14 protein-coding genes are annotated in these 14022 nt (G+C 45.8%); 2 read left to right on the forward strand and 12 right to left on the reverse strand.

Annotated features, from left to right (window positions below; genetic code table 11):
- Window positions 1-288 precede the first annotated feature (288 nt).
- The 6 genes from ispH to murJ all read right to left on the reverse strand — a co-directional run bounded on the left by ispH (window position 289) and on the right by murJ (window position 7651).
- Entirely contained in the window at window positions 289-1239 is a 951-nt protein-coding gene (gene ispH, locus DFP76_RS15755; RefSeq protein WP_113875566.1) for a 4-hydroxy-3-methylbut-2-enyl diphosphate reductase, read from the reverse strand.
- Window positions 1236-1667, reverse strand: coding sequence for an FKBP-type peptidyl-prolyl cis-trans isomerase (gene fkpB, locus DFP76_RS15760; protein ID WP_113875567.1), 432 nt, complete (start codon window positions 1665-1667; stop codon window positions 1236-1238). Before fkpB ends, ispH begins: the two co-directional genes overlap by 4 nt.
- Window positions 1664-2182: a signal peptidase II gene (gene lspA / locus DFP76_RS15765; protein ID WP_425451761.1), complete on the reverse strand. Its 519-nt coding sequence runs from the start codon at window positions 2180-2182 to the stop codon at window positions 1664-1666. The genes fkpB and lspA overlap by 4 nt, the downstream gene beginning before the upstream one ends.
- The gene (ileS, locus tag DFP76_RS15770) at window positions 2175-4997 is read right to left on the reverse strand and encodes an isoleucine--tRNA ligase (RefSeq protein ID WP_113875568.1); all 2823 of its coding nucleotides are present in this window, start codon (window positions 4995-4997) and stop codon (window positions 2175-2177) included. Before ileS ends, lspA begins: the two co-directional genes overlap by 8 nt.
- Window positions 4998-5029: 32 nt before the next feature.
- Entirely contained in the window at window positions 5030-5959 is a 930-nt protein-coding gene (gene ribF / locus DFP76_RS15775) for a bifunctional riboflavin kinase/FAD synthetase (RefSeq protein ID WP_113875569.1), read from the reverse strand.
- A 123-nt stretch (window positions 5960-6082) separates the two neighbouring features.
- Window positions 6083-7651, reverse strand: coding sequence for a murein biosynthesis integral membrane protein MurJ (murJ, locus tag DFP76_RS15780; protein WP_113875570.1), 1569 nt, complete (start codon window positions 7649-7651; stop codon window positions 6083-6085).
- 237 nt (window positions 7652-7888) lie between these two features.
- Here murJ and rpsT point away from each other — a divergent pair, with 237 nt between their 5' ends.
- On the forward strand, window positions 7889-8152 hold the full coding sequence (rpsT, locus tag DFP76_RS15785; RefSeq protein ID WP_013797789.1) for a 30S ribosomal protein S20: 264 nt from the start codon (window positions 7889-7891) through the stop codon (window positions 8150-8152).
- Between the two features lie 63 nt (window positions 8153-8215).
- Here the strand turns inward: rpsT and DFP76_RS15790 are convergent, their stop codons facing one another.
- The 5 genes from DFP76_RS15790 to rplU form a co-directional block, all read right to left on the reverse strand.
- Complete coding sequence (locus DFP76_RS15790) at window positions 8216-8578, reverse strand: diacylglycerol kinase (RefSeq protein ID WP_113875571.1); 363 nt, start codon at window positions 8576-8578, stop codon at window positions 8216-8218.
- Window positions 8579-8590: 12 nt separating this feature from the next.
- Window positions 8591-9712, reverse strand: a complete 1122-nt coding sequence (gene proB / locus DFP76_RS15795; RefSeq protein ID WP_113875572.1) for a glutamate 5-kinase — start codon at window positions 9710-9712, stop codon at window positions 8591-8593.
- Window positions 9713-9738: 26 nt separating this feature from the next.
- The gene (gene cgtA, locus DFP76_RS15800; RefSeq protein WP_113875573.1) at window positions 9739-10929 is read right to left on the reverse strand and encodes an Obg family GTPase CgtA; all 1191 of its coding nucleotides are present in this window, start codon (window positions 10927-10929) and stop codon (window positions 9739-9741) included.
- Between the two features lie 106 nt (window positions 10930-11035).
- A complete protein-coding gene (gene rpmA / locus DFP76_RS15805; protein WP_013797793.1) occupies window positions 11036-11293 on the reverse strand; it encodes a 50S ribosomal protein L27 in 258 nt (85 codons plus the stop codon).
- A gap of 36 nt (window positions 11294-11329) precedes the next feature.
- Window positions 11330-11638 carry a 50S ribosomal protein L21 gene (gene rplU / locus DFP76_RS15810; RefSeq protein ID WP_063334226.1) on the reverse strand — a complete coding sequence of 103 codons (309 nt, stop codon included), beginning with the start codon at window positions 11636-11638 and terminating at the stop codon, window positions 11330-11332.
- 283 nt (window positions 11639-11921) lie between these two features.
- Between rplU and ispB the strand changes: the two genes are divergently transcribed.
- On the forward strand, window positions 11922-12902 hold the full coding sequence (gene ispB, locus DFP76_RS15815; protein ID WP_113875574.1) for an octaprenyl diphosphate synthase: 981 nt from the start codon (window positions 11922-11924) through the stop codon (window positions 12900-12902).
- Window positions 12903-12930: 28 nt separating this feature from the next.
- On the opposite strand, the gene DFP76_RS15820 is transcribed toward ispB, so the two are convergent.
- Window positions 12931-13851 carry an alpha/beta hydrolase gene (locus DFP76_RS15820; protein ID WP_113875575.1) on the reverse strand — a complete coding sequence of 307 codons (921 nt, stop codon included), beginning with the start codon at window positions 13849-13851 and terminating at the stop codon, window positions 12931-12933.
- Between the last annotated feature and the right edge of the window lie 171 nt (window positions 13852-14022).

The raw sequence follows: 14022 nt of genomic DNA on the forward strand, positions 1-14022 counted from the left end.
TCAATCTGAGCCATGATCAAACTCTTCAGTTAAAAAGTTTGCTCACTCAAATCTCGAAACACTAACAATTACTTAATAAAGCGAATTGACGTGTTAGACTCTCGTAAGACTTCAATTTCTTTTTTGAAGCCCCAGCGAGCGCCCACACAAATTATCTGATTATCTATTTTAAAGAGCGTTGACTGCTTATTCGCTGTCAGTGGGGGCGTATAATACAGTCTGATTATTTTTACGCAAGTAGTTTTTTAATAAATTTTAGAAAAATTTCTTTTTAGTAAAAAGAGTCGATTAAACTTCTACTATTCTGAGTTCTTTAGGCATTGAGAATGAAACGTTTTCTTCTCTTCCTTGGAGTTCTTCTGGTGCGGAACCGCCCTCTGCAATCAGGCGATCAATCACCTCATTCACAAGCACTTCTGGCGCCGATGCGCCAGCTGTAACGCCAACACTTGTGACTCCATCTAACCAGTCATGCTGAATTTCGCTAGCATTATCTATTAGGTGAGCCGTAGCCCCCATTCTTTCAGCCAACTCTTTTAGGCGGTTTGAGTTAGAGCTGTTTACCGAACCAACCACCAATACAAGCTGTGATTCTTTGGCCAGTGTTTTCACCGCATCCTGACGATTCTGAGTGGCATAGCAGATATCATCTTTCTTAGGGCCACGAATCAATGGAAAATGTTCACGCAATGCATCAATCACTACAGAAGTATCATCCATGGATAACGTTGTCTGCGTCACAAAAGCGAGCTGATCTGCATTCTGTACACTTAAATTAGCCACATCAGCTGGGCTTTCTACCAGATAGATAGCACCACCTTTTGAATCATCATACTGACCCATGGTGCCTTCTACTTCTGGATGACCATCATGACCGATTAAAATACATTCCATGCCATCACGAGAATAACGCAAGACTTCTAGATGAACCTTAGTCACCAAAGGACATGTTGCATCAAAAACCTTTAAACCACGATTTGTCGCTTCATCTCTTACCGCTTTAGACACACCGTGAGCACTAAAGATAACAATATTATCGTCTGGCACTTGATCAAGCTCATCAACAAACACGGCACCGCGTGCTTTTAATGATTCAACAACAAATTTGTTATGAACCACTTCATGACGCACATAGATGGGCGCTTCAAACAAATCCAAGCAACGATTAACGATATCAATAGCACGATCTACACCAGCACAAAAGCCACGTGGATTCGCTAGCTGGATGGCAAAACTCATGCAGACTCCTCGACCTCAATGATCTGTACCTTAAAGGTCAACGTTCGACCCGCTAATGGATGATTAAAATCCACCAACACATCTTTTTCACCAATTTCCGCGATAACACCCGGCAATTCGTTTTTGCTCATGTCAGCAAAGGACACAACCATCCCTTCTTCAAGATCCATTTCAAACTGAGAACGTGGAATGCGCTGTAAATTGCTCTCGTTATGAGCGCCAAAAGCTTTTTCAGGCGTCATGGTGAAACTTGACTCATCGCCTGCTTTCAGACCGAGCAAGGACTCTTCAAATGCTGGCAACAAGCTACCATCACCAAAACGGAATTTGGCTGGCACTTGCTCAAAGTTAGAGTCAACCACCTGCCCATCTTCCAAGGCCAATTCAAAGTGAAGAGTAATTTGGCTCTGTGCCGTAATTGATGTCATTTTTCATCACCTTTTTTGTCAGGGCCGATGAAGCTCTCTAGCAACATCAAAATCACCCCAATCGTAATCGCACTATCGGCTACATTAAAAGCCGGAAAATACCATGATTGCAGCCAATGGAATTGCAAAAAGTCCACTACATGACCATACACCAGACGGTCATATAAGTTTCCGATTGCGCCTCCCAAGATTAAACTTAAAGACAGCGCTTCTAGAAAATGAGTTTTCGCAATCTTAACCAAACGCCAACTTATACCAATCACCACAGCAATGGCGATCATTGAAAACAACCACCGCTGCCAACCACCCGCTTGCGCCAAGAAACTAAAGGCGGCGCCAGTGTTGTAACGCAAAGTAAGATCGAATACAGGCAAAACAGCGATTTCTTGACCATAGTGCAAGTTCGCTTCAACTGCCTGCTTAGTAATCCAATCCAGTGCAAAAACAACCAACGCCAGCGCCCACCAGCGCTGGAGTTGCTGCCAGATATAAGTCAGCTTCATCTGATTAAGCATAAAGGCGCTCTTCGCCTTCTCCGTCAGGTAAGTTACTGATACAACGATCACACAATTCAGGGTGTACCTCTCGTTTACCAACTTCTTCTCTGTGATGCCAACAACGAACACATTTCTCGTTGGAACTGGTCACAACAGACACTTTCAAGCCAGGCAACTCAGATTCAACAGCATCAGCAGGGGCGTCAGCCAACGGTAAGACTTTCACGTCAGACGCAATCAGAACAAAACGCAACTCTTCACCTAAGCGATCTAACACACTTTGCAAAGTGTCATCACAATACAAAGTAATATCCGCACTTAAGCTGGCTTTAATTTTGCCTTCACTTCGAGCCGCTTCCAACACTTTGTTCGTCGCAACTTTCGCTTCCAATACCAACTTCCAGAAATCACGACCAAGCTCTTCGTCACCAGATAACTCAGTTAGACCCTCATACCAAGTTTCCAACAATACCGATTCACCGTGTTCACCAGGCAGAGACTGCCAGATTTCATCAGCGGTAAAACTCAATACAGGGGCAATCCAGCGAGTGAAGGCTTCCACAATATGATACAAAGCGGTTTGTGCAGAACGACGTGCCAAACTGTCTGGCTGAGTCGTATACTGACGGTCTTTGATGACATCTAGGTAAAAACCACCCAAGTCCACAGAACAGAAGTTTTGGATTTTCTGATTCACTGCATGGAACTGGTATTCGTTGTAAGCTTCGTCGATCTCTTTTTGCAACTGTGCTGCACGATCTACGATCCAACGATCAAGAGCGATCATTTTTTCGCTCTCAACCATGTCTTTTGCTGGATCAAAACCATTCAAGTTAGCCAACATGAATCGCGCCGTATTACGAATACGACGGTAAGAATCTGCGACACGCTTAAGGATTTCATCAGATACCGTCATCTCACCCGTATAGTCAGTCGCAGCAACCCACAAACGAATGATGTCAGCACCCAACGTGCTCATTACTTTCTGTGGCGAAACAACGTTACCCAAAGACTTAGACATCTTACGACCGTCGCCATCTACTGTGAAACCGTGAGTCAATACACCTTTATAAGGCGGCACACCACGAATCGCGATGGACGTTTTCAATGACGACTGGAACCAACCACGATGCTGATCAGAACCTTCAAGGTATAAGTCTGCAGGGAAACTGAGTTCTTCACGCTGATCAATGACAGAGTAATGCGTCACACCAGAATCAAACCATACATCCAACGTATCTGTTACTTTGCTGTATTTTTCAGCATCAGCACCAAGCAATTCAGCGGCATCCAGTTCAAACCAAGCATCAATGCCTTCTTTCTCAATACGCTGCGCCACTTCTTCAATTAAGCGCGGCGTTTCAGGGTGTAGCTCTTGTGTTTCTTTATCGATAAATAGAGCAATTGGCACACCCCAAGTACGCTGACGAGACACACACCAGTCAGGGCTGTTATTCAACATCCCTTCCATGCGGTTTTGTCCCCAACTTGGCGTCCACTTCACACCTTTGACGGCCTCTTTCGCAGAATCCAATAGACCTTTCTCATCCATGCTGACAAACCACTGTGGCGTTGCACGGAAAATCAAAGGCGTCTTAGTACGCCAGCAATGTGGGTAACTGTGGAAAATTTTAGATTCAAAAACGAGCGCTTGATTGGCGTTCAAAGCGCCTAAGATCGCACCATCAACCTTATACACATGCATGCCAGCAAACTCGCCTGCTGCATCAGAATAAACACCATTGTCTTGCACTAGGTTGATCGTACCTAGACCGTTAGCACGACCAACATTAAAGTCATCCACACCATGATCTGGCGCGGTATGCACACAACCAGTACCGGCTTCTGTTGTCACGTGCTCGCCTAAGATCAGCGGAATATCACGTTCAAAGAAAGGATGATTCAACATACTGCTTGCTAAGGACTGACCTTGCGCACGCCCAACGATACGGAAACCTTCTTGGCCGTAACGTTGCATGATGCCTGGCACCATGTCTTCCGCCATAACCAAACGTTCCTTACCTTGACCCATATCTACCTCGACCAAAGCGTAGTTAAACTCTGGGTGAATCGATACCGCCTGACTAGCAGGCAAAGTCCAAGGAGTGGTTGTCCAAATCACAACAGAAACAGGGCCTTCTCCCGTTACATCGGAGAATTTCGCCAAGAAAGCCGCTTCATCTTGTGGGGCATAACGCACATCCAAAGACAAAGAGGTTTTATCTTGGTATTCCACTTCCGCTTCTGCCAAAGCAGAACCACCGACCACACTCCAGTAAACCGGCTTAAAACCTTTAACTAGATGACCATTCTCAGCGATTTTACCCAAAGCACGGACAATGTTAGCTTCCGTCTCAAAGTTCATGGTCAGATAAGGATTTTCCCAATCTCCCATTACCCCTAGACGAACAAAGTCTTTTTTCTGTTCTTCGATTTGCGTATAAGCGTATTCACGGCATTTCGCGCGAAATTCTTTGAACGACACCTTGTCGCCCGCTTTGCCAATCATTTGCTCAACTTTGTGCTCAATTGGCAGACCGTGACAGTCCCAACCAGGAATGTAAGGCGCGTCATATCCACTCACGGTTTTCGATTTAACAATAATGTCTTTGAGGATTTTGTTAACCGCGTGACCAATATGAATGCTGCCATTCGCATATGGAGGGCCATCATGAAGAATAAATGGCTTACGACCTTTACTTACTTCGCGTACTTTCTGGTAAAGATCCATATCCTGCCAACGCTTCAGCATTGCAGGTTCACGTTTTGCCAAATCACCACGCATTGGGAAATCCGTGTTTGGCAAATTCAGTGTCGGTTTATAATCACTCATGGTTTATCGATTTATCCTCAAAGATCATCAGTTCACTGATTGCTGAAGAAGCGAATTGCCTCTTCTTTGTCACATTGAATTTGTTTTTCAAGCTCTTCCAAGCCAGACATTTTACGCTCTGCACGAACAAACAAACAGAACGTCACCTTGACATATTGATCATAAAGATCACCATCAAAGTCCAGCAAGTGCACCTCTAAAATAGGTGTTTTACCTTGTACCGTAGGACGCACACCAATATTGGCAACACCATCATATTCTTTTTCATTGACCGCAAGACGAACCGCATACACACCGGATAAGGCTGGCTTCACCCCTTTTAAATGCACATTGGCGGTGGGGAAACCTAACTTACGCCCAAGCTGCTGACCGTGAATCACTCGACCACTTAATGTCACAGCGTGGCCCATATTGGCCTCAGCCGCATGAATATCACCTTTCTCCAACGCTAAACGAACCATTGAGCTGCTCACGCGCTCGCCCGACGCATTTAACACGGATGGTGTATTTTCTACCTCAAAGCCATGTTGTGCACCAAAGCCGCTCAAGTATTCAAAGTCCCCTTGACGATCACAGCCAAAGCGAAAATCATCACCGACCACCAAATGCTTAACAGACAATCCATCAAGTAAGATTTGCTGACAAAACGCCTGTGCATCGAGCTGCTGCAATTTGGGGTTGAACGGCATACACAACACATAATCGATGCCCTGACCTTCTAGCCACTTCACCTTATCACGCAAGCGGCCAATTCGTCCTGGTGCGGACTCAGGCGCAAAAAACTCTCTCGGCTGCGGCTCAAAAATCATGATTGCCGCCGGCGCATCATATTGTTTTGCAAGCGCTTTTGCTCTTGTCAAAATCGCACTATGACCTAAGTGAACACCATCGAAATTGCCGATCGTCAGCACGCAGGCCTTATGCCTTGGACGGATATTATGAATACCGCGTATTAACTCCATAGAACCCCGTACAGAACAATTAAAGATTAGCGTCAAAAAAATACTCGCGATTATATAGCAGTTCAGGGGCCGAAGGTAGGCCAGAACTTGCACAAGCCGTGCAAAAGCACCGCTAATAAAAACTCAATGCTTCATTATGGATGGTCGCAAACCCGCTACAATCGCCACAACAGCATACACAGCAACACCTGAACACACGATCAACAACGTCTTAGCAATACGCTGAATATCGGACATTTGCGTCCATTGCCACCCCATACTTTGGAACACATACAAACAAGCTGCCAATGCCAACGTTGCGCAAATCAAAATTCGTAACAACAATCGCCACTGCACCGTAAACACATGATGCTTTGCCTTATACAGACCATACCAAAGCAAGAAAGCATTTAATGCGGCTGACAAACTGGTTGCTAAGGCCAGCCCAACATGCCCAAGCGGCCACACCAAAATTAAGTTAAATACCATGTTCGACACCATGGCGATGATGCCTATTTTAACCGGTGTTTTAGTATCCTGACGCGCGTAATAGCCAGGCGCCAACACCTTAATCAGCATCATAAAGACCAAGCCCAATGAATAGGCTTGTAAACTTTGCGCCGCCTTATGCACATCACTCGCCGTCAGTTCACCCCGATAGAAAATGGTCGCGATCAAAGGTTCCGCCAACATAAACAAAGCCAATGAAGACGGCACGGCGATTAAAAGCAATAAACGCAACGCCCAATCCATGGTGTCAGAAAAGCGTGAAGCTTCACCCCCGGAAAAACTGCGCGACAAAGACGGCAGAATCACCGTACTGATAGCAATAGCAAAAATCCCAAGCGGTAATTCATACAAGCGATCAGATAAATACAACCAGGTAATGCTGCCCGTTTCTAAAAACGACGCCAGCACCGTATCCAATAACAAATTAATCTGCCCAACCGACACCCCAAACAATGCGGGACCAATCAAAATGAGAATCCGCTTTACCCCTGGATGACCAAATCCCATCCTAGGCATAGGTAATAACTTCAATCGCGCCAGAAAAGGCACCTGAAACAACAACTGAATCAAACCAGCAAAAAACACACCCCACGCCACCGCCACTTCAGCTTGAGCAGCCGAACGAGCAAACATCAAGGTCGCGACAATCAAAGAAATATTTAGAAAAATAGGCGTAATGGCCGGCACAGCATACTCACCATGCGCATTCAGTATGCCGCCCGCCAAGGCGGTCAGAGAAATAAACAATAAATAGGGAAAGGTGATCACCAGCAACTCAGACGCCAATTGAGCCTGACTGGCATTATCGACAAAACCTGGGGCAAAAACGTAAACCACCCAAGGGGCGCACACCATAAACAAGGCCGTCACACACAGCAGCACCAGCGTCAATGATCCTGTTACCGCAGCCACTAATGCTCGCACTTCTTCATGCGCTTCCTTCACTCGATATTCGCTTAATACCGGAACAAAGGCTTGCGCAAACGCGCCTTCAGCGAACAAACGACGAAAAAAGTTAGGAATTTTAAAAGCAACATAAAAAGCATCAGCGCTGCCACTTGCCCCTAAAACAAAGGCCAAAGCCGCATCTCTCACCAGCCCAAGAATGCGAGAAAGAAAGGTACAAACCGAAACCAGCACCCCAGAACGCAATAAAGACAAAGAGTTACGCTTTTTACTGACACGAGAATCAAGTTCTGACATTTTGGCTTACGACACATCCCAATGATAAATTCCTACAAGAATAACACCTGCAAGGGCGTTAACGCAGCCAAATATATCGGTTGTTTTCACGAATATTTGCAGAATAGGGTTGTGACAATGTGAAAAACTGGTAAAATCCGCCGCGAGATTTTAAAGTTTAAAACTTTGACATTAATTTCACGACACAGCACTTTTGCTGTGTCGTTTTTCATTTAGAAAACTTAAAGGAGCCAGACCGTGGCAAATTCCGCCGGTTCAAAAAAACGTGCGCGCCAGGCAATCAAACGTCGCGCTCACAATGGTAGCCTTCGATCTATGGTTCGCACTTACTTGAAAAAAGTAGACGCAGCTATCGAAGCAGGCAATCAAGCTGAAGCACAAGCAGCTTACGTTCTAGCGACTTCAAAGCTAGACAAAGCGGCTAACAAAGGCCTATATCACAAAAACAAAGCAGCTCGTCATAAGAGTCGCTTGAGTGCTAAAATCAAAGCACTGGCCTAATCCCTATAAAAAAACCGGCTAATGCCGGTTTTTTTATATCTGTTTTTGCCTTTCTTAAGTTTGCTAGCCAAACAAAATAACCAGCCAAACCACTGCCGCCAAGATAAGCGCCAACATAACGGCCGCTGATCCCAGATCTTTTGCACGCCCAGACAATTCATGATGCTCATGACTAATACGATCCACAATCGCCTCAACACTCGAATTCAACGTTTCGACGATCAACACCACACCAACCGAAAAAATTAATACAGCACGCTCTAAACCACTGTCTCCTAGCCATAAAGCAAAGGGCAAAGAAATAAGAAACAGACACGCTTCTTGACGAAAAGCCGCTTCATGCTGCCATTGAGCGCGTAATCCCTGATAAGAATACTTAGCAGCACTTATCACGCGATTTAATCCTACCTTTCCCGGCTTAGCCATACACCTACTCCGCTAAATAATCACCAGATCATCACGATGAATTAACTCAGGCTCACCTTCATAACCCAATATTTCACCAATTTTACTAGATGGCTTACCCAGCAGCTTTAAGGTTTCGGCCACACTGTAATTCACCAAACCACGAGCGATTAAAGCACCAGACTCGTCCACACAGATCACCATATCACCACGCGAAAACGTCCCTTCCGCATCCTTCACGCCAACTGACAGCAAGCTTCCCGCTTTACGCAACGCATTGACAGCACCCTGATCCAAGGTCAATGCACCACGACTCTTAAGGTGACCCGCCAACCATTGCTTACGAGCCGCAATAGGACTGTTCTCAGGCAACAACCAAGTCCCCAACAAATCCCCTTTTGCCAGACGCAAAATCACATCCTCTTCACGGCCTGAAGCAATCAAAGTATCGGCACCAGAGCGCGCCGCCAAGCGCGCCGCACGCACCTTGGTCAGCATACCACCACTGCCCAACACACCCGCACCACCGCTTGCCATCGACTCCAGTCGATCATCGGAAGCTGAAATATAAGAAATTAATGTTGCATCTTGATGATCGCGAGGATTTTTATCAAACAACCCCTGCTGGTCCGTCAAAATGATTAAAGCGTCCGCCTCAACCAAATTCGCCACCAAAGCCCCTAAGGTGTCATTATCACCAAAGCGAATTTCATCGGTTACAACGGTATCATTTTCATTAACAATGGGTACAACACCTAAACCAAGCAGAGTTCTCAACGAAGATCGTGCGTTTAAGTAGCGTCGACGGTTCGACAGATCATCATGAGTCAATAAGATTTGCGCCGTGCACAGACCATGCTTCTCAAAATGAGATTCATACACACCGACTAATTCCATCTGACCGACCGCTGCCGCCGCCTGCAGCTCATTCACTTGAGTCGGTCGAGTTACGAAACCCAACCGCTTCATGCCAGCCGCAATGGAACCAGACGACACCAGAACCACTTCCTTACCCTGAGCCTTTAACTCGGCAATTTGTGCTACCCACAAACCAATGCGAGCCACGTCCAATCCCTGACCATCATTCGTTAGTAGCGCACTGCCAATTTTGACAACGATGCGCTGCGCCTGTGCAATTTTCTCTCGTAATGCCATGATACTACTTATACTCACAATCCCGATTAACCAACGTATTCGACTTCTACATCGTAATCATCATCGTCAAAGTCATCATCATCCAATGTTTGACCCGCTTTACGACGCTTCTCACGCAACGAAAGGATACGATTACGACCTTCTTCATCAATCAGACGACGCATCGCTTCTTCTTGCTCACGAGCCTCTTCACTTTCTGCTAGCAAGGTGCGCTGCTCTTCAAGCACTGTCATCAAGTCCAGACACAACACCTCTGTGCCTTCGCCAGAAATTGCTGAGACACGATAAGTACGACCTTCCCAACCCAGCGCATCAATGACACTCTGGCAACGTTCTTCTAGCTCGTCTTCTGGCACCATGTCCGTCTTGTTCAACACCAACCAGCGATCGCGCTGAGCCAGAGCTGGACTAAACTGCTCCAACTCATTGACTGCAATTTGTGCAGCCTCTGCTGGCGTCACTTCATCCCAAGGCGCTAAATCAACAATGTGCAAAAGAATACGGTTACGCACCAAATGCTTAAGGAATCGAATCCCCAGACCCGCTCCTTCAGACGCCCCTTCGATGATTCCCGGAATGTCGGCAATGACGAAACTCTGATGCTTCTTCACTTTTACCACACCAAGGTTCGGCACCAAGGTAGTAAAAGGATAATCCGCCACTTTCGGCTTCGCAGAAGACACCGAGCGAATAAAGGTCGACTTACCGGCATTTGGCAAGCCTAACAAGCCCACATCCGCTAACACCTTCATTTCCAACTTCAGAGTACGCTCTTCACCGACCGTACCTTTAGTCGTTTGACGCGGCGCACGATTGGTACTGGATTTGAAACGTGTATTACCCAAGCCACGGTGACCACCTTGAGCCACCTTGAGCGTCTGACCAATCTTCACCAAATCACCCAGCGTTTCACCGGTATCTTCATCGATGACAGTCGTTCCTACCGGCACTTTGATCTCAAGGTCAGCCCCTTTCGCCCCGGTCATATCACGACCTTGGCCGTTTTCACCACCTTCAGCGATGTACTTTTTCGTATAGCGAAAATCGATCAGTGTATTCAATGACTCATCCGCCACCAACACCACACTGCCACCATTACCGCCATCACCGCCGTCTGGGCCACCTTTTGCGACAAACTTCTCGCGCCAGAAACTCAAACAACCATTACCGCCTTTACCTGCTCTTACATAGATACTGGCTTCATCAACAAATTTCACAGAAACACCTCTTCGGTGGGTTATCTAGGTCAACAAACCTGATTATAGAATTCTTACAAAAAAAAAGCCCCGCGCTGCGGAGCTTTTTTTAATTTTTAGCAAATGATTAAGCCGCTACGACAGAAACTGTACGACGCTTAAACTTACCTTTTACTTCAAATTTCACTTGGCCTTCTGCAACAGCAAACAAAGTGTGATCTTTACCAATTTTAACACCTTCACCAGCGTGGAACTGAGTACCACGTTGACGAACTAGAATGTTACCTGGAATCACAACCTGACCACCAAAACGTTTGACACCTAATCGTTTCGACTCGGAATCGCGACCGTTACGAGTACTACCACCCGCCTTTTTGTGAGCCATGACTTACTCCTTAAATAAGTTAATTAACGCTAACGCTTAGTTAATACCAGTTACTTTCACTTCCGTGAACCACTGACGATGACCCATGCGCTTCATAGAGTGCTTACGACGACGGAATTTCAAAATTTTCACTTTGTCTCCGCGACCGTGAGAAACTACTTCCGCAGTTACTTTAGCGCCTTCTACAACTGGAGCGCCAACTTTTACGTCGTCGCCGTTACTCACAAGAAGAACGTCGTTGAATTCAACAACACCGCCTTCTTCAACCGCAAGCTTTTCAACTTTAAGGGTTTGGCCTTCTTGTACACGGTATTGCTTACCGCCAGTTTTAATTACTGCAAACATGTTCTTCTCCAATAAGATCTACCCGGCTACTGAATTTGTATTTGACCTACTTCTAGTGGCAATCCATCTTCGTGAAATAAACACGAAAACCAACAACCATATGATAGGGAGCAAAATGTGGGTAAATCGGACGCAGGATTGTACAAAATCAACTCAATTAATACAAGGAAAAAGCAGAGTCTTTATACATTTTTCGTATTTTGGGTTGACCCTGACACAAGCCTTACCTAGCATGAGGCACACTTGCTGATCAGCTTGGGACTTTTATAGCTTCGGAAATTGCATGCAACCTATACAAATACACGATGTTGTGGCCAATGAATTTGGTCAAGTGAACGATTATATCGTCTCACAACTTAGTAGTGACATCCCTCTCATCGAGCAAATCGGCTACTACATTATCAGTAACGGCGGCAAACGCTTACGACCTTTATTGGTTTTATTGGCCGCGAAAAGCTGCTCAGAGCTAGCAGACGATAAACTGAAAAACGCCATTAAAATGGCAACCATTATTGAATTCATTCACACCTCGACCTTGTTACACGACGATGTGGTCGATGAATCCGATATGCGTCGCGGTAAAAAAACCGCTAATGAGGAATGGGGGAATGCACCCAGCGTATTGGTTGGCGACTTCCTATACTCTCGTGCCTTTCAGATTATGGTCGACGTTGGCAACATGCCTTGCATGGAAATTTTAGCCAAGACCACAAACATCATCGCCGAAGGCGAAGTTCAGCAGCTCATTAATTGTGGCGATCCTGACACCACAGAAGCCAGCTACTTAAAAGTGATTCAGTACAAAACAGCCAAACTGTTTGAAGGGGCGGCATTATGTGGCGCCGTAGTGGCTGGCGCCAATACGGAACAACAAGAAGCCTTGCGTTTGTATGGCATGTACGTGGGCACCGCCTTCCAATTAATCGATGACGTCATGGATTACACCAGCACAGCAGAAGAAATGGGCAAAAGCGTAGGTGACGATTTATCTGAAGGCAAACCGACTTTACCGCTGATCTATACCATGAAACACGGTACAGAGGATGCGAAAGAACGCGTTAGACAAGCGATTTTAACAGGTGGCCTAGATCAACTAGAAGACATCATCAACGACGTTCGCCATTGCGGTGCGATTGATTACACGCAACAGCAAGCTCAACAACAAGCAGACTTGGCCATCGAAGCCATTCAACCCTTACCCGAGTCTGAGTACAAAGACGCCCTAATCGCGCTTGCTCACGCCTCAGTAAAACGCCGTAATTAGCTCTTAATACATCAGATTCAGTCTAAGATTAAGCGACTGAGTCTGATGTCACCTGTCCATCAACCCGCAATAAATCCATGACAACCTGCGCGGCCAATGACGAATTCTGCTGCATAAAGCAGTGTCCACCCTCCACTTCAATCAAATGTATATTGGCATTCAATTTGGCACACAGGCGATAAGCCTCTTTAAAATAATCAAAGGTATCTTTGCCCAACACTATGTAGGTCGGCACCAAAATTTGCGCAATTTTTTTCCACAAACCTTTTGGATAGCTCGAAAAAATCGCCGCCTCCATCCAAGTTGGGCACCTTAATTGATAATGACCTTTTTCATCCTGCAACAAAGAAGAGCCAATATAATCCTCTAAGCACTCAGCTTCCCAGCCTTTAAAGGTGCCGCGCTCATAAAAACTCTTATGAACTTGAGCATAACTCTCCCATTGTGTACGACGTCGTTTGGCCTGTTTCGCAAGCGGAATATGGCGCGTCAAACCTGCCAATTTCACGCCGCGCATCATCCAAATAAGACGTGGTGGAAACAGCGCCGGATCTAATAAAATCATGCGACTGAATATGGGCTCATCTAACTGGTTCATCAAAGCCGTCATACAACCGCCAAAACTGTGACCCATACCAATCAATTCTGAACTCGGCTCCAACTCTCGACGCTGCAACAGAGATTGCGAAAAACGAGCGGCAGTCTCATTCCAACCAACAAAGCCTTTCGTGACAGAAGACCCGCCGTGACCAGCCGCATCCTGCAAAATTAAGTTGTAGCCTTCTAATTGCGACAAAAAACGCGCATAAGTCTGCACCGCAAACCCATTGCCATGTAAAAAATGAATCGTCGGCTGATTCCTATCTTCATATCGAGAGTAGCCCTGTAGATGACCATCAGACAATTCATGCTGCCAGGTTGATAAAGTTAACGTGTCATCTCGGTCCATATAAAACTCAAATATCCGCACAAAGAAAAAGCAAATACTACCAGAAATACCGCAGCGAAAAGATCTTCAACACCATTTACATCAAAAAACCCTTTACTGCTGGGTGTTTTTCGATCTGTTGACGGTTTTTTTTCCTCACAAACATTCATATTGCCGCGTCAAACCGATATA

This window comes from Marinomonas aquiplantarum (assembly GCF_003314975.1).
GTDB lineage: Bacteria > Pseudomonadota > Gammaproteobacteria > Pseudomonadales > Marinomonadaceae > Marinomonas > Marinomonas aquiplantarum.